At 60.0% G+C, this 20,228-nt stretch carries 24 protein-coding genes; 12 read left to right on the top strand and 12 right to left on the bottom strand.

The genetic code is table 11. The features are described from left to right. The first annotated feature begins 137 nt into the window (after positions 1-137). Positions 138-611, top strand: a complete 474-nt coding sequence (locus tag ACWNZ1_RS00545; protein ID WP_014337065.1) for a cyclic nucleotide-binding domain-containing protein — start codon at positions 138-140, stop codon at positions 609-611. 53 nt (positions 612-664) lie between these two features. Here the strand turns inward: ACWNZ1_RS00545 and ACWNZ1_RS00540 are convergent, their stop codons facing one another. Continuing rightward, positions 665-952, bottom strand: a complete 288-nt coding sequence (locus tag ACWNZ1_RS00540; RefSeq protein WP_135844204.1) for a hypothetical protein — start codon at positions 950-952, stop codon at positions 665-667. Positions 953-1,027: 75 nt separating this feature from the next. Here ACWNZ1_RS00540 and ACWNZ1_RS00535 point away from each other — a divergent pair, with 75 nt between their 5' ends. The 4 genes from ACWNZ1_RS00535 (at position 1,028) to ACWNZ1_RS00520 (ending at position 4,866) form a co-directional block, all read left to right on the top strand. Beyond that, entirely contained in the window at positions 1,028-1,714 is a 687-nt protein-coding gene (locus ACWNZ1_RS00535; RefSeq protein ID WP_135844203.1) for a spermidine synthase, read from the top strand. A gap of 48 nt (positions 1,715-1,762) precedes the next feature. Next, positions 1,763-2,137 carry a YajD family HNH nuclease gene (locus ACWNZ1_RS00530; RefSeq protein ID WP_003184246.1) on the top strand — a complete coding sequence of 125 codons (375 nt, stop codon included), beginning with the start codon at positions 1,763-1,765 and terminating at the stop codon, positions 2,135-2,137. A 303-nt stretch (positions 2,138-2,440) separates the two neighbouring features. Further along, the gene (locus ACWNZ1_RS00525; protein ID WP_135844201.1) at positions 2,441-2,704 is read left to right on the top strand and encodes a DUF2933 domain-containing protein; all 264 of its coding nucleotides are present in this window, start codon (positions 2,441-2,443) and stop codon (positions 2,702-2,704) included. 2 nt (positions 2,705-2,706) lie between these two features. Then, positions 2,707-4,866: a copper-transporting P-type ATPase gene (locus ACWNZ1_RS00520; RefSeq protein WP_456027283.1), complete on the top strand. Its 2,160-nt coding sequence runs from the start codon at positions 2,707-2,709 to the stop codon at positions 4,864-4,866. A 76-nt stretch (positions 4,867-4,942) separates the two neighbouring features. Here ACWNZ1_RS00520 and ACWNZ1_RS00515 read toward each other — a convergent pair whose 3' ends face one another. Next, positions 4,943-5,275 carry a DUF2790 domain-containing protein gene (locus ACWNZ1_RS00515; protein WP_135844199.1) on the bottom strand — a complete coding sequence of 111 codons (333 nt, stop codon included), beginning with the start codon at positions 5,273-5,275 and terminating at the stop codon, positions 4,943-4,945. A gap of 184 nt (positions 5,276-5,459) precedes the next feature. Here ACWNZ1_RS00515 and ACWNZ1_RS00510 point away from each other — a divergent pair, with 184 nt between their 5' ends. Further along, the gene (locus ACWNZ1_RS00510) at positions 5,460-5,930 is read left to right on the top strand and encodes an RNA methyltransferase (protein WP_003198862.1); all 471 of its coding nucleotides are present in this window, start codon (positions 5,460-5,462) and stop codon (positions 5,928-5,930) included. A gap of 77 nt (positions 5,931-6,007) precedes the next feature. Next, entirely contained in the window at positions 6,008-6,391 is a 384-nt protein-coding gene (locus tag ACWNZ1_RS00505; RefSeq protein WP_135844198.1) for a YgaP family membrane protein, read from the top strand. 106 nt (positions 6,392-6,497) lie between these two features. Here ACWNZ1_RS00505 and ACWNZ1_RS00500 read toward each other — a convergent pair whose 3' ends face one another. Continuing rightward, entirely contained in the window at positions 6,498-7,727 is a 1,230-nt protein-coding gene (locus ACWNZ1_RS00500) for a hypothetical protein (protein ID WP_135844197.1), read from the bottom strand. A 31-nt stretch (positions 7,728-7,758) separates the two neighbouring features. Next, positions 7,759-8,208, bottom strand: coding sequence for a YcgN family cysteine cluster protein (locus tag ACWNZ1_RS00495; protein WP_135844196.1), 450 nt, complete (start codon positions 8,206-8,208; stop codon positions 7,759-7,761). A 159-nt stretch (positions 8,209-8,367) separates the two neighbouring features. Between ACWNZ1_RS00495 and ACWNZ1_RS00490 the strand changes: the two genes are divergently transcribed. Beyond that, positions 8,368-8,961, top strand: a complete 594-nt coding sequence (locus tag ACWNZ1_RS00490; RefSeq protein WP_135844195.1) for a nitroreductase family protein — start codon at positions 8,368-8,370, stop codon at positions 8,959-8,961. Positions 8,962-9,075: 114 nt separating this feature from the next. Here the strand turns inward: ACWNZ1_RS00490 and ACWNZ1_RS00485 are convergent, their stop codons facing one another. The 6 genes from ACWNZ1_RS00485 to ACWNZ1_RS00460 form a co-directional block, all read right to left on the bottom strand. Next, positions 9,076-10,008 (bottom strand): D-2-hydroxyacid dehydrogenase, encoded by a 933-nt coding sequence (locus ACWNZ1_RS00485; protein ID WP_265072800.1) that lies wholly within the window; start codon positions 10,006-10,008, stop codon positions 9,076-9,078. A 122-nt stretch (positions 10,009-10,130) separates the two neighbouring features. Further along, on the bottom strand, positions 10,131-10,424 hold the full coding sequence (locus ACWNZ1_RS00480; RefSeq protein ID WP_092204454.1) for a YcgL domain-containing protein: 294 nt from the start codon (positions 10,422-10,424) through the stop codon (positions 10,131-10,133). After that, complete coding sequence (rnd, locus tag ACWNZ1_RS00475) at positions 10,421-11,554, bottom strand: ribonuclease D (protein ID WP_135844191.1); 1,134 nt, start codon at positions 11,552-11,554, stop codon at positions 10,421-10,423. Before rnd ends, ACWNZ1_RS00480 begins: the two co-directional genes overlap by 4 nt. A 121-nt stretch (positions 11,555-11,675) precedes the next feature. Then, positions 11,676-12,317 carry a class I SAM-dependent methyltransferase gene (locus ACWNZ1_RS00470; protein ID WP_135844190.1) on the bottom strand — a complete coding sequence of 214 codons (642 nt, stop codon included), beginning with the start codon at positions 12,315-12,317 and terminating at the stop codon, positions 11,676-11,678. A 70-nt stretch (positions 12,318-12,387) separates the two neighbouring features. Then, positions 12,388-14,037 (bottom strand): phosphoethanolamine transferase, encoded by a 1,650-nt coding sequence (locus tag ACWNZ1_RS00465; protein WP_456027282.1) that lies wholly within the window; start codon positions 14,035-14,037, stop codon positions 12,388-12,390. A gap of 164 nt (positions 14,038-14,201) precedes the next feature. Further along, positions 14,202-15,584 (bottom strand): glutamine synthetase family protein, encoded by a 1,383-nt coding sequence (locus tag ACWNZ1_RS00460; RefSeq protein ID WP_256452334.1) that lies wholly within the window; start codon positions 15,582-15,584, stop codon positions 14,202-14,204. A 518-nt stretch (positions 15,585-16,102) separates the two neighbouring features. Here ACWNZ1_RS00460 and ACWNZ1_RS00455 point away from each other — a divergent pair. Beyond that, entirely contained in the window at positions 16,103-17,035 is a 933-nt protein-coding gene (locus tag ACWNZ1_RS00455) for a LysR family transcriptional regulator (RefSeq protein WP_256452333.1), read from the top strand. Between the two features lie 3 nt (positions 17,036-17,038). On the opposite strand, the gene ACWNZ1_RS00450 is transcribed toward ACWNZ1_RS00455, so the two are convergent. Further along, on the bottom strand, positions 17,039-17,404 hold the full coding sequence (locus tag ACWNZ1_RS00450) for a 5-carboxymethyl-2-hydroxymuconate Delta-isomerase (protein WP_280944762.1): 366 nt from the start codon (positions 17,402-17,404) through the stop codon (positions 17,039-17,041). A gap of 322 nt (positions 17,405-17,726) precedes the next feature. On the opposite strand from ACWNZ1_RS00450, the gene ACWNZ1_RS00445 reads away from it, so the two are divergent. From ACWNZ1_RS00445 to ACWNZ1_RS00435, 3 genes are all read left to right on the top strand, one after another. Continuing rightward, a complete protein-coding gene (locus tag ACWNZ1_RS00445; RefSeq protein ID WP_135844185.1) occupies positions 17,727-17,918 on the top strand; it encodes a YegP family protein in 192 nt (63 codons plus the stop codon). 113 nt (positions 17,919-18,031) lie between these two features. Next, positions 18,032-18,838 (top strand): AraC family transcriptional regulator, encoded by an 807-nt coding sequence (locus ACWNZ1_RS00440; RefSeq protein ID WP_256452331.1) that lies wholly within the window; start codon positions 18,032-18,034, stop codon positions 18,836-18,838. 97 nt (positions 18,839-18,935) lie between these two features. Further along, positions 18,936-19,307 (top strand): cupin domain-containing protein, encoded by a 372-nt coding sequence (locus ACWNZ1_RS00435; RefSeq protein WP_135844183.1) that lies wholly within the window; start codon positions 18,936-18,938, stop codon positions 19,305-19,307. A 96-nt stretch (positions 19,308-19,403) separates the two neighbouring features. Here the strand turns inward: ACWNZ1_RS00435 and ACWNZ1_RS00430 are convergent, their stop codons facing one another. Then, complete coding sequence (locus ACWNZ1_RS00430) at positions 19,404-20,183, bottom strand: methyl-accepting chemotaxis protein (protein WP_406550158.1); 780 nt, start codon at positions 20,181-20,183, stop codon at positions 19,404-19,406. Positions 20,184-20,228: the final 45 nt, after the last annotated feature.

Genomic DNA, 20,228 nt, shown 5'->3' with positions numbered 1-20,228 from the left:
TCAGCTTGATCTGACAGACAGACCGAGTCGCCTGTATCGCGGGCAAGCCTTGCTCCCACAAGAACCGGTCCCAGGTATCGTCTTACACCCAGGCCAACCCGAACCCGCAACAGACACAAGAAAAAGACCGTGACGACATGTCAGAACCGACCTTACTGAACAAAGAAATCCGCGACTGGTTGATGGACTGCGGTCTGTTCGACCAATTGCTGCCTGTCGACTTCGCCGCTGCGTCGGGCTACTTCAGCATCAGCGCCATCGCCGAGGGCGAAGCGATTTTTCGCGAGGGCGATGCCGGCAGCTTCATGTGCATCATCCACACCGGACAAGTGGCCGTGCAGAAAACCGGCCCCGACGGTCAACCCGTGACCATCGCTACGCTGCGCAGTGGCCGGGCATTCGGCGAAATGGCCGTGCTCGATGGCGAGCGACGCTCGGCCAGTTGCATCGCCGCCAGTGATTGCCAATTGCTGAACCTGGGCAAGGACTCCCTGGAAAAAATGCTCAACGACGCCCCGAAGATCGCCGCCAAAATCATCCGCGCCCTCGCGGTCTCGCTGTCCAAGCGTCTGCGCATGGCCGATGGGCAGTTGCTCTCGCAGCAGGTTTAACCGTGCCCCCACAGGATTTCGTCATGCTGGAAGTTAAGTGACACGTATCGGGCCTACCCACCCGGCGACTTGGCCTTCGGCGGTTTCGGCTCCATGCCCGGTATTGGCTGATCCTTGGGCGGCTTGGGCATTTCGATCGGCGGCAGCAGCGGCGGCCCGTTACTTCCAGACCCTGGCTTGGGTATGCCGTTGGGCGTGACCGGTGGGTACGGCATCGGGGTGGCAGTGCCGGGCGAGCCGGGAATGGTCGCCGGGGTTACTGGAATCGTCGGTTGCTGGGCCTGCACCCAACTTATCGAGAGCGCCGCCAAGGCAATGGCCGTTAGAATGGTGCTCTTCATCAATGGCTCCGTGGCTATTGTCTACCTTCAGGCTAGTCCTTACCGCGCCGGTTTGCCCTCCCTCATGAGACTTACATGAAACGTTTCGTTCTGCTCGACACCACTCCCATCCCTGACAACGGCGGTGCCTTGTGCCTGTTCGAGTACGGCGAAGACTTCGTCATCAAGATCCAGGGCGGTGACGGCGGGCAGTTGATGAACACCCGCATGCACGGCTCCGAAGATGCGCTGGCAGAGATTCCCTGCCGCAAGGTTGCCGGTCGCCCTGGCTCGCGCGTGCTGATCGGTGGCCTGGGCATGGGGTTTACCCTCGCTTCGGCCCTCAAGCACCTGGGCAAGAACGCCGAGGTGGTGGTGGCCGAACTGGTACCCGGCGTGGTGGAGTGGAACCGCGGCCCCCTCGGTGAAAAGGCCGGACGGCCGCTGTCGGACCCGCGCACGGTGATCCGCATGGAGGACGTGGCCAAGGTACTGCAAGCCGAGCCCCAGGGTTTCGACGCGATCATGCTGGACGTCGACAATGGCCCTGAAGGCCTGACCCAGAAAGCCAACAGTTGGCTGTATTCGACCGGTGGCCTGGCTGCCTGCGCCAAGGCCCTGCGGCCCAAGGGCGTGCTGGCGGTGTGGTCGGCCAGCGCTGACCGGCAGTTTTCCGACAAGTTGAAAAAGGCCGGTTTCAAGGCCGAAGAAGTGCAAGTGTTCGCCCATGGCAACAAAGGCACCCGCCACACCATCTGGATTGCCGAGAAGCTCAAGGGCTGAGCTAAACTCTGTTCAACCGTCATCAGTCTTTTTTACAAAGGTGAACCCATGAGTTCGTCAACGCCACCGTCCAACACCGCCAAGCTGGACCGCATCCTCGCCGACGCCCAGCGTGATCGGGAAATGGGCTACCGCGACAAAGCCCTGAAAATGTACCCCCACGTCTGCGGCCGCTGTGCCCGTGAGTTCTCCGGCAAGCGCCTGAGCGAACTGACCGTTCACCACCGCGACCACAACCACGACAACAACCCGCAGGACGGTTCCAACTGGGAACTGCTGTGCCTGTACTGCCACGACAACGAACACTCGCGCTACACCGACCAGCAATACTTCGGCGACGGCTCCCTGAGCACCCCGAAAATCGCCAAGGCGACCCACAACCCCTTCGCCGCGCTGGCCGGGTTGATGAAGAAAGACGAATAGTCAGCCATTGCGGCGAGCGGTTTTATCTTCCGCAGCAACGTTTTGCGCCACAGGTAAAATCCCTCGCCACAAGTGGCCTACTCCACTGTGCAGCGGCTGCCTAAGCCGCTTTCATGGGAACCCGCTGACAAATCTGCAATGTCCCCGTCAGGTCGCTGACAGCTCCGCACCTTTAGCATGCCCGTTACTTCCCTCATTTACAGGCGAAGTAAGCCAAGGTTGATGAATATCAATCTGCCAAAGCACGCCCTGCCTATGCTGTGGCTATGGGTGGCGGCGCGCCCGGCCTGAAGGAGCGACACCATGAACACTCATCAACCCCCATCTGCTGGCACAACGCCCTTCTGGCGGAACAAGACCGGCATTGTATTGATCATGTTGTTGGCCATCGGCCTCTTCTATCTGGCGCGAGAACACTTCAGCCACATCGCGGGGAATTGGCCGTACCTGATTCTCCTGATGTGTCCCTTGATGCATGTCTTCGGACACGGGCACGGCCATGGCCATGGCGGTCATGGACGACATGGCGAATCACCCGTAAACCGCAGGGATCAGGAAGGCCCCTGACCATGTCCGACACTCCCGTGCACCTTCACCACAGTGCTTCAGTGCTCAGCGGCGACATGGCGACTGAATACACCTGCCCCATGCACCCGGAAATACGCCAATCCAGCCCCGGCACCTGCCCCAAGTGTGGCATGACGCTGGAGCCGGTGATGCCCGCGCTGGAAGAAGAGGACAATCCAGAACTCAAGGGCTTCACCCGCCGCTTCTGGTGGTCCCTGCCGTTGACGGTGATCGTCACTGTGCTCGCCATGGCGGGGCACGCCCTGTCGCTGTTTCACGGCGTCACGCAAAATCTCGTCGAGTTTTTTCTGGCCACGCCAGTGGTCCTGTGGGCAGGCTGGCCGTTTTTTGTGCGGGGTGTGGCCTCTGTTCGCCAGCGTAGCCCGAACATGTGGACCCTGATTGGCCTGGGTACCGCGGCGGCCTATCTCTACAGTGTCGCAGCCACGTTTTGGCCTGAGGGATTTCCCGCCACGTTCATGCAAGAGGGACGCATCGGCGTCTACTTTGAAGCCGCCGCGGTGATCATCTCCCTCACGTTGCTGGGGCAGATGCTGGAGCTCAAGGCTCGCTCGCAGACGTCGGCCGCCATCAAGTCGCTGCTGGGGCTGTCACCCAAAACCGCGCGCCGAATCAATGCCGATGGCCAGGAACAAGACATCCCCCTGAGCCACGTCCATCGGGGTGACCACCTGAGGATCAGGCCCGGCGAGAAGGTCCCGGTCGATGGTACGGTGCTCGAAGGGGAAAGTGCCGTTGACGAGTCGATGCTCACCGGCGAGCCGGTTCCAGTGATCAAACGCGCCGGGGACAGCCTGATCGGTGCCACGATCAACACCCACGGCAGCTTGGTGATGACGGCGCAGAAGGTCGGCGCCGAGACTGTCCTGGCACAAATTGTTCAGATGGTCGCCCGGGCCCAGCGCTCGAAAGCACCGATGCAACGCATGGCCGATGTGATCGCTGGTTATTTCGTCATGGGCGTGATTGCCATCGCCGTACTGACCTTTTTCGGCTGGGGGTTGTTGGGGCCCGAACCTGGCTGGGTCTTCGGGCTGATCAATGCCGTCGCCGTGCTGATCATTGCCTGCCCCTGCGCATTGGGGCTCGCAACACCCATGTCGATCATGGTGTCCACCGGCAAGGCTGCCAGCCTGGGCGTGCTTTTCCGGGACGCCAGCGCCATCGAAAACTTATGCAGGATCGACACGCTGATCGTCGACAAGACCGGCACCCTGACCGAAGGTCGCCCAGCTTTTCACAGCGTGAAGGCCACCCAGGGCTTCGACGACCGCCAGGTGCTGCTGTTGGCCGCCAGCCTCGACCAGGGCAGCGAGCATCCCCTGGCCCACGCCATCGTCGATCACGCACGATCCGAGCACCTTGAACTGATCAAGCCTGCTTCATTTGAATCCGCCAGTGGCATCGGTGTCAGTGGCCTGGTGGACGGCAAGCAGGTCCACTTGGGCAATACCGCCCTGATGGACGCCGCCAGTATCAGCGTCAGCCCATTGCAACAACAGGCCGAACAACTACGCGCCCAAGGCATCAGCATTATCTACATGGCGGTCGACGGCGTGCTGGCCGGGCTGCTGGCCGTCTCGGACCCGGTCAAGCCGACCTCCAGGGAAGCGGTCAACCGGCTCAAGGCTCACGACATAAAAATCATCATGGCCACCGGCGACGGCCTCACCACCGCACGCGCCGTGGCCAGGGAGATGGGCATTGAAGAGGTCCATGGCGAAGTCAAACCCGAGGACAAGGAGCGCCTGGTGGCGGACCTGCAACGCGATGGCCGCCAGGTCGCGATGGCGGGTGACGGGATAAACGACGCACCCGCTCTGGCTCGGGCGAACGTAGGCATTGCAATGGGGACAGGCACTGATGTCGCAATGAACAGCGCCCAACTGACCTTGGTAAAAGGCGATTTGATGGGGATCTTGCGGGCCCGCACCCTTTCGGTGGCAACCGTCAGGAACATGCGCCAAAACCTCGGCTTTGCCTTCCTCTATAACTCGATGGGTATTCCGTTGGCAGCAGGCCTGCTGTACCCCCTGACCGGTCACTTGCTCTCGCCCATGATTGCCGCCATCGCCATGAGCGTGAGTTCGGCATCGGTGGTGTTCAATGCCTTGAGGTTGCGTAACACGCCAGCACAATAATCCGGAGCACATAAAAAACAGGCGCCACCAGGCGCCTGACCGTCTCAAAACCAAAGGAGAACAAACGAGACGGTAATCAGCCGCCATTCGGACAGTTATCACCCAGGAGCCTGTATTCCACGGTATTGAGCTTGCCGTTCGAGTCTTCGTAAGTCATGCGCGACGGTCCGACACCACAGCCTTTATTGGCCGGTGTAATGCTCACCACTTTTTTTACATCGAGTTTCATGCCGTATTCGTAATGAACGATTTCGGCGACGGCTTTGCCGTTTGCGGCGGCGTATTGCGCCATGGCTTGTTGATTGTTCTGGATCATCCGGCCATAAACCCGGTCACCTCCTCCTTCCGCCAAGGCAAGGGAAGAAAGGGACAGGATCGAAACGGCGAGCAAGGCATCAAGGGTCTTCATGAGGAACTCCGGCAGTCATTTGTCAGGCAAACCATAACGACTGGTGCCTTTCACGACGCTGGCGGGGACGTTACCGATTGGTCAGGTTCGTGAATAGGTAACCGACCATCAGCCCCCACTCACAAACTGAACACGCAGCCCCATTCCCCGTATAATCGCGCCTTTTCCCAAAGGCACCCCGTCCGTGGCCAACAAACGCTATAGCTGCATCGGTCTGTTCAACCCCAAGTCACCGGAAAACGTCGGTTCGGTCATGCGTGCCGCCGGCTGCTACGGCGTGGCGTCGGTGTTCTACACCGGCAAGCGCTATGAGCGCGCCGCCGACTTCGTCACCGACACCAAGAAAGTCCACTACGACATTCCGCTGATCGGCATCGACGACCTGAAGAAAATCCTGCCCCTGGGCTGTGTGCCGGTGGCCGTGGAACTGGTGGAAGGCGCTCGTCCCTTGCCCGAATACACGCACCCGGACCGGGCGTTGTACATCTTCGGCCCCGAGGACGGCTCGCTGGATAAAGACATTCGCGATTGGTGCGAAGACGTGGTGTACATCCCCACTACCGGCTGCATGAACCTGGCCGCCACGGTCAACGTCGTGCTGTACGACCGCATGGCCAAAGGCAACAACACCCGTTCGGGCCCGCAATTCCGCTGATCGGTGTGCAATTGGATTGAACAAGGGAATCGCTCGGGCAGTCAGTTTTATACCGATCCCCACACTGGAGACAGATCATGAGCGATAACAACCCGTTCGAGCCGATTGAGACCACCCCTTTCCAATCTCATCCGCCGCAGAACGTGCACGGCTGGGAACGCATTGGCTCACTGGCCGGCGGCGTGCTGATGATGGGCAAAGGCTTGCGCCGTGGCGGAGTGATCGGCTTGGCCCAACTGGCGATCGGCGGCATGGCGCTGGCGCGGGGCATCACCGGGCATTGCTCGGCCAAAAGCCTGCTGGAAAAGAACCGTCAGAATCTGCACAGCGCCCGCGCCCGCATCGAGCAGGCCGGTGATGAGCTGAGCCGCTTGAAGGCCAATGCCGAGGCGGCGACGGGTACGGCTACGGTGACGGGGAATGATTCGTTGGATTCGCCGTCACCAAAAGCTGGATTCTAAGTTTTTGCGGTGAAATTGATCGCCTCATCGCGGGCAAGCCTTGCTCCCACATTGGATTTTGTATGACTCAATCCTGTGGGAGCAAGGCTTGCCCGCGATAGCGGTGTCACTGAAGTAACCGGGTATCCAGCACAGTAGAGCTCCCCTCCAGGATGCTTTCACTGAGCTGCACAAACTCCTGGGTGTCGACCGTTTCCAGGCGCATAGCCCCCTGTAACACATCATCCAGCGAACGCTTGTTACGGGTTTTCAAGCGGATCTCGCGATCCAGTTCCTGCAGCAGCAATACTGCCTTGGCCACCACAGCCGGGCCGACCTGCTCACCGCGCAAGGTGGTGACGCCCTTGCTGTCCCGCGCGAGCCGGTCATTCAGGGCCTGGTAGCGGTCATCACTCATGCCACCGGCACGACGCAGCAGTTCGATGGCGTAGTACTCGGTCAGACCTTCGCTGATCCAATCGCTGCGATCATGATCATGAACACGCGCCAGCGCCTGCACCAACTCGCGCAACAACGCGCTGCTGCCCCGTTCGCTGACCAGCGGCGGGCGACTGTGCAGATAAATCGAGTCATGGCCGGCCTGGGCGCCACGCCACAATGGGTCGCTTGCACCAACAATCAGCAGCTTGGCGGGATGACGCGGCACCAGCGCCTGCACCTGCGGCCAGACGAACGTCAACAACGTCAGCACGTCCATCCGGCGCATGCCCTGGCCTCGGGGCGAGGCCACCGTGACTTCGGTTTCTCCCAGGCGTGTGCGGCGGCTGCCCAGTTTGCCAGCGAGCATCCAGCCAGTGGGACGGTCGAAGAGCCGCGAGGGGTTGTCGATGCGAAAACGTTGCTTGCCGATGCGCGGCCAGGGGGTTTCGATGCTTTTCCAGCCGTCGGGCAATTCAACCTCCAGGCGGGCAACCAGTTCGACACCGTCCTGCTGATCGAGCTTGGCCGACGGCACCAGGTCATCGCCGCGCAGCAAGGCCCATGCCGGGGTCATGCGGGTTTCGAAGGTGCCTGTCTTGCGGGCATGACTGATGCGCACGCGGTAGCTCAGGCTGGACTTGTCGGCGGTCGGGCGCCAGACACCTCGCGCTTGCTTACCCGGCGAAAACTGCCATTGACCATCAGCCTTGAAGTCGCTGTAGCGGCTGCCATCGCCGAGGTCAAAATCGAGGCTGCGCACCGCCGAACCCCGTGCCAGGGTCAGGCGCACCTCAGCCTGGTCGCTCTGCGGCAACAGATGCACGTGATAATCCAGATCGACTTTCTGCGCCGCCCACAGTGGCCCGCACACCGCCAGCAGCCCAGCCGCCAGCATCCGTTTCAGTCCTGCAGCCATGGGCTCCCCCAGGTGATGCGACACCAGCGGATCAGCCGGCGCGAAAAATCAGATGATCTTCCCAATCGTCTTCGGGCACGCTGCCCTCGGCCAACATACGCCCAGACTGAGAAATGCGTTCGTGGTGCACGGCATCGCGGTCGCCGCAGACCAGGTGGTGCCACAACGGCAAGTCCTTGCCCTCGCTGACCAGCCGATAACCGCAGGTCGGCGGCAGCCATTTGAACTCATCGGCTTTGCCCGGCGTGAGCTGGATGCAGTCGGGAACAAAGTCGCGGCGGTTGGGATAGTCGGTGCACTGGCAGGTTTTCAGGTCCAGCAGTTTGCAGGCGATGCGCGTGTAGTAGACGCTGTTGTCGTCTTCGTCTTCGAGTTTTTGCAGGCAGCACAGGCCACAGCCATCGCACAGCGATTCCCACTCCTGCGAGTCGAGCTGATCGAGGGTTTTGCGTATCCAGAACGGTTCGACTTTGGCGGCCATGGCTCAAGCATCAACATCAGGTGGTGAAAAGGCCGACAGTCTAGTGCCGGGACCGCTCCAGGCCAAGCATTGGCGACTGTCGGTAGGGAGGGGCTTGTCAGGCCGCGCGTCGGGAAGTAGGTTGCGTCATCCACCTCCCGAACCCAGTCAGGTAAGTCCATGAGCGCTAATTCTCGCATTGCCGATTACGCTATTCATCCTCAGTTCATCGAGCGTTGGTCGCCCCGAGCCTTTACCGGTGAGAGCATTGCCGAGGAGACCCTGCTGGGCTTCTTCGAAGCCGCTCGTTGGGCGCCGTCGGCGTACAACTCGCAGCCGTGGCGCTTTCTCTATGCGCGCCGCGACACGCCAAACTGGGAGCGTTTTTTGGGCCTGCTCAATGAATTCAACCGCGGCTGGGCTCAACATGCCTCGGCGCTGGTGATTATCGCCTCGAAAACCACCTTCGCGGTACCCGGCGCCACCGAAGAAACCCCGGCGCTGTGCCACACCTTCGATACGGGCGCGGCCTGGGGCCATCTCGCGCTGCAAGCCAGCCTCAGCGGCTGGCACACCCATGGCATGGCCGGTTTCGACCAGGAACTGACCCGCAAGGAACTGAAGATCCCGCAAGGCTATGCACTGCACGCCGCCGTGGCAATCGGCAAGCTGGGGGACAAATCGACCCTGGCCGATTACCTCCAGGCCCGCGAAACCCCAAGCCCGCGCCGACCGTTGAGTGAACTGGTGGCGGAAGGCGACTTCACCCTCTAAAAACTGTGGGAGCGGGCTTGCTCGCGAAAGCGTCAGATCAGTCGGCATTGATGTCGACTGACACACTGCTTTCGCGAGCAAGCCCGCTCCCACATTAATTTTATCGGGGTGGCTTCAGTAGCCCCGGGTGAAATCCACTTCCCCGCGTAGCACTTCGCCGGCCTGATAGGCCCGCAGGTTTTCCAGGAACAACTGCACCATCATCGTCGGTGAGGTGGGCGCCGAGCTATGGCCGGTCAACAGCAGGCCCCAGGCGGTCCAGAATGGGTGACGCTGCGGCAGCGGCTCTTGCCTGCAAACGTCGATCACTGCGCCGGCCAGGTGCCCTTCTTTCAAGGCTTGCACCAGGTCCGCATCCACCACCGCAACGCCGCGTCCGACATTGATGAACAGTCCGGTTGGCTTGAATTGCTTGAACAGCGCCGCGTCGTACACGTCATGGGTGTTAGGCGTGTTTGGCAGCAGGTTGATCACGTAATCCACCTCACCTACCAACCGCGGCAAATCCTCCAGCGCCCCGACCTCAATGAAAGGCGCCAGCTCCCGGGCTTCGCTGGCAATACCATACAACTGCACGCCAAACGGCACCAGGAACTGCGCCACACGCTGGCCGATATCACCGGTGCCGACGATCAGTACCTTGCGCCCGGCCAAACCTTGCCCCTGGCGGTTGTCCCACTTGCGCTCGACCTGGCTGACCAGCCGCGCCAGCACCTCGCGCTCATGGCCGAGCATGTAAGTCAGCACGTACTCGGCCATCACCTGGCCGAAAATGCCCACCGCACGGGTCAGGCGGTAATTGCGCGTCAAGCCCTCGGCCAGCAGCGGCGTGATGCCCGCCCAGGTCGATTGCAGCCAGAGCGGACGATGACCTTGACGCAACAGGGTGCCCAGCAGATCGGGCTGACCCAGCCAGACCGGGCAATCGGCGGCCAGTCGCGACAGTTCGGCAGAGTCGCCACTGGTCAGGACTTCGAGATCGGGTGCAGCTTGACGCAGAAGCTGGGCATACACCGCGTGGTCGTGTTCGGCAATCAGAACGCGCATGAATCAACCTTTCAAAAACAATGCAGACAACCGCCGACAGAGTGTCGCTCTATCCAGGCGGTCATCGCCAATAAACCATTCCAGTGTTTCAAGAGCCCCCAGGACGGGTGCCCAGGAGAGCATCAGACCGGATCGTTGCGTCGCAGCAACTCTTCGGGCAAATGCTCGATGTATTCGTCCTCGGCCGGTGGCATCTGCAGGTGATACCCCTGGGTGTCGAGGTTTTCCAGCACTTTGCCGATGTCTTCCCGGGACAGCTCCCGCTCGGGGCTCAGCACCAGGTCAAAGGCATGGATCGCCTTGCCAAAGGCAGCCATCAGAGGTTCCGGCACACGCTTCAAGGCATCGCTCTTGAGCACATACAGGTACATCTCGTTTTTCTTCGAGCTTCGGTAGATGGAGCAGATACGTTTCAAGGCTGTTCTCCGGCGGTGGCCAGGCTGTCGAGCAGCGCCTGGCCCATCAATTCGCGGCGCCAGCCACGCAGCGAATCGGGTAATTGGTAAGGGCCCTCGGGAAAGCCGCTCTTGAGCAGCGCTTCGAGGGTTTTCTTGCGCAGCATCAGCTCCGGGGCAATCCCCAGGCGCTCGGCTTCAGCCTGGCCCAGCGCCCGCAGGCGCTTGACCAGCGCCGAGGCCTCGATGGGCAACGGCTCAGCCACCGCCGGCGGCCATTGCTCGGGCGACACGCTGGCGGCGCGCTGAATCAGCTCCAGCAGAAACTCGCCATCCTGGCGTACGGTACGCGGGTGCATATCTTCGATTTTCGCCAGCGCGCCGAGATTATCCGGCTGCGTGCGAGCCAGGGGCCATAACGAATGCTCGCGGATGATACGGTTGCGCGGCACGTCACGGGCACGCGCCTCCCGCTCGCGCCAGGCACACAGTTCGCGCAGCACGGCCAGTTGGGCACGGGAAAGTTTCCAGGCCAACTTGGCCTCACGGTACACCTCATAGGGGTCGACTTCGCGACGCAGGTTGGCCACCAGTTCGGCGCCGTCCTCCAGTACCCAGGCGTATCTTTCGTTGGAAAGCTTCGGACGCAGTTGTACGAAAACCTCCGCCAGATGCACCGCATCTTCAGCCGCGTAGCTGATCTGCGTCTCGGACAGCGGCCGTTGCAACCAGTCGGAGCGAGTCTCGCCCTTGGGCAATTCGATGCCGAGCACTTCCTGCACCAGTCGCGAGTAACCCATGGAGAAACCCAGGTTCAGGTAAGCGGCGGCCAGTTGAGTGTCGAACAGGGGCGCGGGCAGGCTGCCAGTTAAACGCAGCAGCACTTCAAGGTCTTCGCTGCAGGCGTGCAGCACCTTGAGCACTGTCGGGTTTTCCAGCAGTGCGGCCAGGGGCTGCCAGTTGTCGATGGTCAAGGGGTCAATCAGGTAGGCACGCTTGCCATCACCGATCTGCAGCAAACCGGCAATCGGGTAAAAGGTGTCGACCCGCATGAATTCGGTGTCGAGGGCGACGAATGGCAACTGCTGCCATTCGGCGCAAAACTGACCGAGGCTATCGTTGTCGCGAATCCAGTGAATATCGATGGCCACACGGCTCTCCCTTGAAGAATGGCGCGCAGTATATATCGCCGCCGGCCATTGCGAGCATCCATAGAGCGGGAGCCTGAGAGAAATCGCCTGCGAAAACGCAAGAATAGTCCTACATCAGGACTTAACCGGTCTTACGCAGTACGTAAACCCGCGTCAGCGCAAAACCGGGCACGAAATCCTGATACCACAGCACCGCAAAACCGGTCTGACGGAACTCGGCTTCAACATCAGCCTTGCCGGCCAGGCTGTGTTGTGACGAATGGCCGATTTTAAAGCGCCCTTCGATCTGGACCGAGACGATCACCGTATCGCGACTGACCCGGTGAAATTCGCGCAGCAGCGCCAACCGATGCTCGCTGGCGCAGATGTGCCGAAACAGTTGCAGACAAAAAATACAATCCACCGCGTTGGCCGACAGCCCGATGGTGAACGCCGAACTCGGAAAGGTCTTGACCCGCTTGAGCAACGCCCCGCCATGGTGGGTGAGTGCATGTTCAAGCATATCCGGCGATGGGTCCGCCGCCAGGATCACCCGGTTGGCATGCTCGGCCAGCACCGGCCAAAATCGCCCTGCGCCACATGCCACATCCAGCACCAGCCCAGGCTCGCCGGCCACTTTCAGGGCGTTGCGCACCATTTGTTCGTCACGCCAGAACGAGAGACGCAGCCGTCTGGGCGCCGGCTGGCGGCAGACCTGCGCATGCTCCTGATCGTGATGCCTGGCGAACTCAAGTTCGACTTTGGATGGGGGTGGCCCGGACATTCGAACAGCTCTTGAAAGAATGGTTGGCTGGCAGGTTAAACAACCCTGCGTGAAAAAAAGGTGTAGGTGATCATTCCCGGGCCAACACACCGTCGATTACCGCACTGCGACAACTGGCGAACAGGTCCAGGTCCTGGTTGTAGACCTTGCTGTTGACTTCCAGCAACCCGAGCATCGAATGAAACAGATTGTCCTGGCTCAGGGGTTTGTCTCGACTCATCTGCAGGCAATGGGTATCGACCGAGAAAGACTTCTGATAGCTGTCGGAAAACCAGGCCAGCATCGCCACGTGTTTCTGTTGCTCCGGGGCAAGCATGTAGGGCGTGCCATGGAGGAACAGGTTGTATTCGCCCAAGGATTCGCCGTGGTCCGACAGGTACAACATGGCCGTGTCGACTTTGTCCTGATTGGCCCGCAGTAAGTCGATCAAGGTCGACAACACATGATCGGTATACACCAGCGTGTTGTCGTAGCCATTGACGATGCTCTCGCGGCTGCAATTGTTCAGCGCGTTGCTTTCGCACACCGGGGTGAAATGCTCGTACTCCTTGGGATAGCGCTTGAAATATTCCGGCCCGTGGCTGCCCATCTGATGCAGCACCAGCACTGTGTCTTTGTCGAGCGTGTCGATGAAATGCTGCAGCCCCTGGAGCAGGATCTCGTCGCGGCACTCACTGTTGGCGCACAGGATCGGATCCTTGAGATTGCTGACATCCTGCAGAGTGACGCGGTCGCAGGTGCCTTTGCAGCCAGACTGGTTGTCACGCCAGATCACCTCCAGCCCAGCGCGCTTGAGCACATCGAGCAGGCCTTCTTCATTCTTGGCCTTGCTGGCGTCGTAATTCTTGCGCCCCATGTTGGAAAACATGCACGGCACCGACACGGCGGTTTCGGTGCCGCAGGAATACACATCGGTAAAGGCGATCAGGCCGGCCTCTTTGTCCAGGGCCGGCGTGGTATCGCGGTTATAACCGAGGATGCCAAAGTTCTCGGCACGAGCGCTCTCCCCTACCACCAGTACGGTCAAGGATTTGCGGGCATGGGTTTGCCAGGCGGGGTTGCGAATCGCATCCTCGCCCAACGGGATGAACGGCTGCTTGGCGGACGCGACCTGCTCGCGCAAGTACCCGATCGAAGCACCGATGTAGTTACTCGGTACGACCATCAAGTGCAGTTCGTGGTGGTTGCGAAACAACGAAGACAGCCCCTGGTAATTGGCCAGGGCAACCACGCCAATTACCGCAGCCGAGACCACGCCGACAATGAACTTACTCAACAACTCTCTGGGCCAACGGCGATAGTTGATCGGGGTCTTTAACAATAACCAGGACGGCAATACTCCTAATAGCCCGAGGTAGGCAAATAACTTCAGCGACAATAGATCACGGACTTCCGTGGCATTGGTTTCAGCGAAGTTGCGCAACATGCCGGCGTCGACCAGCACGCCATATTGGGCCATGAAATACGCCACCCCGGCGCTGATCAAAAACAGCAGCACCAACAAGGGCTTGAGCACCGCACGGAACGCCAGCAGCGTCAGCACCAGGTTGAACGCAGCGAAAATCATCACACCAAACGCCACGCACAACAGCATGCCCCGACCGCCAGCCGCCGTGATCGTCAGCAGGTGTTGCCAGAGAATGACGTTGAAACCCACTAATAAAAAAGCACTGGCGACCAGCGTCACCCACTCCGGGCGCACGGCTCTAATAGTCAGCATGATGGTTGGCGGCTTCCTGAAAGTTGCTCTTTGAAAAAGAAGTGCCGAAGAAAACGTGAACAATTCGTTTCCTACGGCAACACAAACTTTAGGCAGCCCACCATCAATTTTTCGTGAAAAAGTTGCTACTAAATAATTTTTTAAGTTCCGGATTTAAGCGATCGTCAGGCCTGATGCAAATACCAACGCCAGTCCTGCTCACCTACCTCGCCCATGAACTGACGGTATTCGGCACGCTTGACTGCCAGGTAAACGCCAAGGAACTCGTCACCCAAGGTTTGCCGCGCCCAGGTCGAGGCTTCAAGGGCGCGCAAGGTGGTGAGCCAATCGGTGGGCAACAGCTCCGTCGCCTGGGCGTAGCCGTTACCTTCGACCGGCGCTCCGGGGTCGCACTGTTCCCGGATGCCATGATGGATGCCGGCCAGTATCGCAGCGGCGGCCAGGTACGGGTTGGCATCAGCACCGCAAATGCGGTGCTCGATGTGGCGCGAGAAGGCCGGGCCACCCGGAACTCTCAGGCTCACGGTGCGGTTGTCCACCCCCCAGGTCGCTGCCAGCGGCGCGTAGCTGTTGCTTTGGAAGCGGCGGTAGGAATTGGCGTTGGGACAGAACATCAACAGCGAATCAAGCAAAGTGTCGAGCATCCCACCCACCGCGTGGCGCAGCAACGGCGTACCGTCAGCCGCTTCGCTGGCAAACAGATTGTGGCCATCGCGATCCGCCAGGCTGACGTGCATGTGCATGCCGGAGCCCGCCAGATCATCGAACGGCTTGGCCATGAAGCACGCAAGCATGCCGTGCTTATGCGCGACGCCCTTGACCAGCCGCTTGTAGCGCACCGCTTCATCCATGGCCTGCAGGGCATCGGTACGGTGTTCAAGGGTGATCTCCACCTGCCCCGGTGCGTATTCGGAAATCGCTGTCCGGGCCGGAATACCCTGCAACTTGCACGCAGCATAAAGGTCCGCCAGGAAGGGCTCGATCTGCTCCAGTTCGCGCAAACCGTAGACCTGGGTGGCGCGTGGCCGGCCACCATCTGCATCCCGCGCCGGTTGCGGCCGGCCCTGGCTGTCGCGTTGTGCATCCAACAGATAAAACTCCAGCTCCGCCGCCATCACCGGGTAATAGCCGTCCGCCTGCAAGGCTTCAATCACCCGGCTAAGCACATACCGCGGATCGGCGATGGTCGCCGGCATGCCCTCTTGAGGGTGCATGCTGACCTGTACCGCAGCTGTGGGAATCAGCCGCCACGGCATGCGCTGCAAACTGCCACTGATGGGATAAGCCCGGCAATCGATGTCACCGACCTCCCAGACCAATCCGGAGTTTTCCACATCATCGCCATTGAGGGTCAGCCCCAGAATCGTACTGGGCAATGGTCGACCGCTTTCGAACACCGCCAGCAACTCATCCCGGTGCAACAACTTGCCCCGGGGCACGCCGTTGTTGTCGAGAATAAACAGTTCGAACAGCTCGATATCCGGGTGTTGCGCCAGGAACGCCAGGGCTTGTTGCACGGGGGCGAAAGAAAGATTGGAAAGACTCATGGGAAGGCTCGTATTGACGTGTCGGACGGGCGATGAGGCGCCGTCAGTCCGTGTTCGCCATCAGCGAACACTGTTGATGATCAACAGCAGATACGAGCATCCGGAGGACGCGCATGGCGACAATGCCAGAGCGCCCAAAAAGCCAGTTCAGAGGGCAGCGCACACAGCGAGGAGGCAACGGCAGGCGTGGATCGGCCGACCGGGCCGGGCACGGCGGATGACGAGTATTGGAATGCCGCAGGCCAATCGTCCATAAACGCATCACAGGAAATACATCCTGAAAGCGTCCCACGGCACCATGGGTCGTTAAACACTGATTTGATGGAGCTTGGATCAAGCCAGGCTAAACAATGCCCGACAAGTCAAGCGTTAGTCGGCTCCGTCGTGTTCACAACATTATCTGTCCCACTCCCGACCGTGAAACAGCCTCAACGGCATTCTCTTGGGACGATCGTTCCGCTAGGATCATCAGTCTGATTGCGCAAGATCCGCGCAAGGAGCACAGCGAGACAGAACGGATGCTGAACAGTAACGCCCTCAGAAAACTCGATATGCAAGACCTCATGGTGTTTAGCGCCGTGTACGAGCAAAGCAGTGTCACCGATGTCTCCGAGGCATTGTGTGTCAGCCAGTCGACGGTCAGTTACTGCCTCAAGAAACTGCGGAGCTGTTTCGAGGACGAGCTGTTTATCAACACTCGTACGGGCATGCGCCCTACCTATAAAGCCGAGGGCATGTACGATCATGTGCGCGCCATTTTGCAAAGCATCAACCGGTGTCATGCCGGCGCGCCGACGTTCGATCCGTCCCGCCAAGCCGTCACCTTCAACATTTGCGCTCCGGAATACTTCGAACACCTGATCCTCCCGCAGCTGCTGCAACGCTTCGACCACGCCGACCTGCCAGTGACAGTAAACGTGCACAAGCTTGAGGCCGACATACCTGGCGAAGAATTGCGCGACGGCAGCCTGGACCTGGTGATTGGCTTCGGGCCGAACGTGCACAGCCCCCATGCCGGTTTCAAATCCCGGCAATTGCTGGAGGAGGACCTGGTTTGTGTCGTGGATAAACGGGCGACGCCGCTGGACGCGCAACTGAGCCTTCAGGCTTTCCTGGGGCGCCGGCACGTTTTCCCGACACCCTGGAACTCGCCCACCAATAGGGTGGATGCTTGGCTGTCACAGCAGGCCCATCAACGCCAGCTTGCCGCTCGCGCCAACAGCTACAGCGCGGCACTGAAGATGATCACCGGCACCGACTTCATCCTGACCCTGCCCCGCCGCATCCAGAAACTGCTGGCCAACGAGGCGATTTTCAATCGACACGAAGCGCCCAAGGGATTGCCGGGTTTTACCCTGGACATGCACTGGAGCCTGACCGCCGATCAGGACAGCGCCAATACCTGGTTGCGCGAACAGATCATCAAGGTCTGCGCCCCACGCGAAGCCTGATCGTCATTGACCGATCAAGGCCTTGGCATACGGCTCTCGGTCGATGTCGAGGATCTCCACGCACAGTTGCACGTTGACCTCATCCGGCCATGGCCCCAATTCCTGGATCACCGCCAGCAGACTAGCGGACAGTTGTTTCTTGATTTCCGGCGAACGGCCGCTCAGTAAGGCCAGCTTCACGTGTACGAAACCCCGCTCGACCAGACTCGTACCCACCCGGAAAGTCTCATGCTTCACGGCCCGGCTTTTGATATCCAATTCGGCGGCGAATTGACCGGAAGCCACTAGCGCATTGTTCAGGCGCAGCAGGGCTACCTCGGCGTTCAGGTCAGGCAGGTTGGCGGTGTACTCCATGTGCAGGTGAGGCATGTGTTCGACTCCAATTCGAAAATATGACTAGATGGTTCAGCCGTCGCAACCATACCTCGACTGGCTGCTTTCAGGCAGTTTTGTTTCGCGCTTCAAGCCTTGGGCAGCTTGCCTTGGTGTGCGCACGGTTCAACGTCATTGCGAGCAAACCTTAGTGCCAGGCCATGGCAAGAGCCCGTTTGAGCGAAGCGCTGCAATTGTTGGCAATAACTCATAACCATTGGAAACGTATTTGCGATAGCGAAAAATATCAGCTTGGCTAGGCTTTGAAGCGACATGTGCACTACATGTCTTGAATGACTCAATCGCATGGAGCGAACCGATGTATTTTGAAATATACAGGCAGACCCGAGGCACCCAAAGCACCGGAAAAGGCCAATGGCGTTGGCGCTTGAGAGCCGGCAACCACGAAACGATCGCCAGCGGCGAATCCTATGTGAACAAGGCTGACTGCCTTCACGTCATCGGGCTGATCAAAAGTGTTCAGGGCGAGACGCTGGTGAAGGAAATCTAGACGGCGTCCCGCTGCGTCGACCCGCGAGCTGCTCCGGGGTGGGCAGCTTTCTGCGGCCTCAACCTGAGCCCACCAGACGGATATCATGCAGACAAAAAACGAGAGGCCGGTCAATGATTCAATCCACTCACAACCGCGACTGGCTGGTGCGGGCGCCTGAATCGAGAAAACTGGAACGCATCGAAGCCTATTTCAGGGGGCATGGCTACACCACCCACAGGCATGACACCTACGCCATCGGGATCACGCTTGCCGGTGTCCAGAGCTTCAATTACCGACACACCAAGCGCCATAGCCAACCCGGTGGAACCATCGTCCTGCACCCGGATGAAGTTCACGATGGTGAGGCGGGGACGAGTGATGGCTTTCGTTACCGGATGTTCTACATCGAACCGTCAATGATCCAGCAAGTGCTGGGCGGCAGACCATTGCCCTTTATCGAAGGAGGGTTATCGAGCGATCCTCGCCTCAATATCGCTACCCGCAGGTTATTGAACAGCATGGATCATCAGCTCGATCCCCTGGAGGAAGAGGATGCCATCTACGACGTGGCTCAGGCACTCGACAGCGCGGCGGGTAACCGGCGCGGGCGGCGACTGCTTGACTATCCGGCGGCGGAACGTGCACGACTGTACATCCATGATGCCCTTGGCCAGAGCATTACCCTGGATGATTTGGTCCAGGCAAGCGGTCGGGACCGGTGGAGCCTGTCCAGGGACTTTCGTGCGTTATACGGCACCAGCCCCTATCGCTATATCATCCAACGTCGATTGAATGAAGTCCGTCGCTTGGTATTACACGGCATGCCGTTGAGCGATGCCGCCCTGGCCAGTGGCTTTTTCGATCAGAGCCACATGACCCGGTTGCATACCCAGGCGTTCGGCATCTCACCGGCACGCTGGCTGAAAATGCTCAGTTGAAGACTGAGCGTGGCAAAAGCTGCACGATCATGCAATACCGCCTCCGACCAGGACAGTAAGGTGGCGCTTCCCCCCCTCACGATACGAGCATGCATCGATGACCACTCAATACTCGCCCATCAACTTCGCTCAAAAGTACGCACTGTTCCAGGAACAATGGACGCCAAAAGTCGTGGCCGAAATGAACGACTACCAATTCAAGATTGCCCGGCTCGAAGGCGATTTCGTCTGGCACAGCCATGCCGACACCGATGAAACGTTTATCGTGCTCGAAGGTGAGCTGCGGATCGACTTTCGCGACGGCGCGGTGATGATTGGCCCAGGCGAGATGTACGTCGTCAAGAAAGGCGTCGAGCACAAGCCCTGCGCCGCCCGAGAAGTGAAGCTGCTGTTGATCGAGCCACGTGGCGTCATCAACACCGGAGATGAAACCAATGAGCGAACGGCGGTCAATGATGTCTGGATCTGAGAGGCCAGCAGGACAGAGCTTCCCGCTGTCAGGGCCCGCTGACGGTCGCTGACAAACGCCGCCGCGGGCTCGATGGTGACCACGCTAGCCGCTGGCTCAGACCCGGAAGCGGCCAGTCAGCTCTGCCAGGCTCTGCGAGAGATTGGAAAGCTGCTGGCTGGCATGCATGCTCTGGGCAGAGTTCTCCGCCGCTTCGTTGGACAGGTCGCGAATGTCCGAGATGTTGCGGGCTATCTCCTCGGTGACGCTACTCTGCTCTTCGCATGCGTTGGCGATCTGTGCGGCCATATCGTTAATCCGTTGTATCGACCCGCCGGTGCCACTGAGCACCTGATCCACACTCGCGGCGCGCTCGACGCTGTCGCGGGCCTTGGTGCTACCAACGTGCATGGCTTGTACAGCCTTGGCGACACCGGATTGCAGGCGCTCAATACGCACCTGGATGTCCTTGGTCGAATCCTGGGTACGCGCCGCGAGCGCCCTGACTTCGTCGGCCACGACAGCAAAACCGCGACCCTGCTCGCCAGCCCGCGCCGCCTCGATGGCAGCGTTCAGTGCGAGCAGGTTGGTTTGCTCGGCAATGCCGCGAATCACCTCAAGTACCGCGCCAATGCTGGAGGTCTCCTGGGCCAATGCTTCGATGGTTCCCGAGGCGCTTTCCACCTCTTGGGCCAATTGGCGGATCGATTCGATGGTGCTGCTGACAACCTCGGCACCATCGCGGGACTGACTGCTAGCTTGCTGCGCGGCGTCCGAAGCACTTAGCGCGTTATGCGCCACCTCGTGCACGGCAGCACTCATCTGGGTCGCGGCGGTGCTGACTTGATCAAGAGCCGCATGTTCGCTGCTGATCAGTTTGTCATTGGTCGCGGCCATACTGGCCATGGCGCGCGCTGCGGAATCGACCTCCCCGGTAACCCG

Source organism: Pseudomonas sp. CFBP 5748 (assembly GCF_053850495.1).
This window is presented reverse-complemented; position numbering and strand designations above follow the sequence as displayed.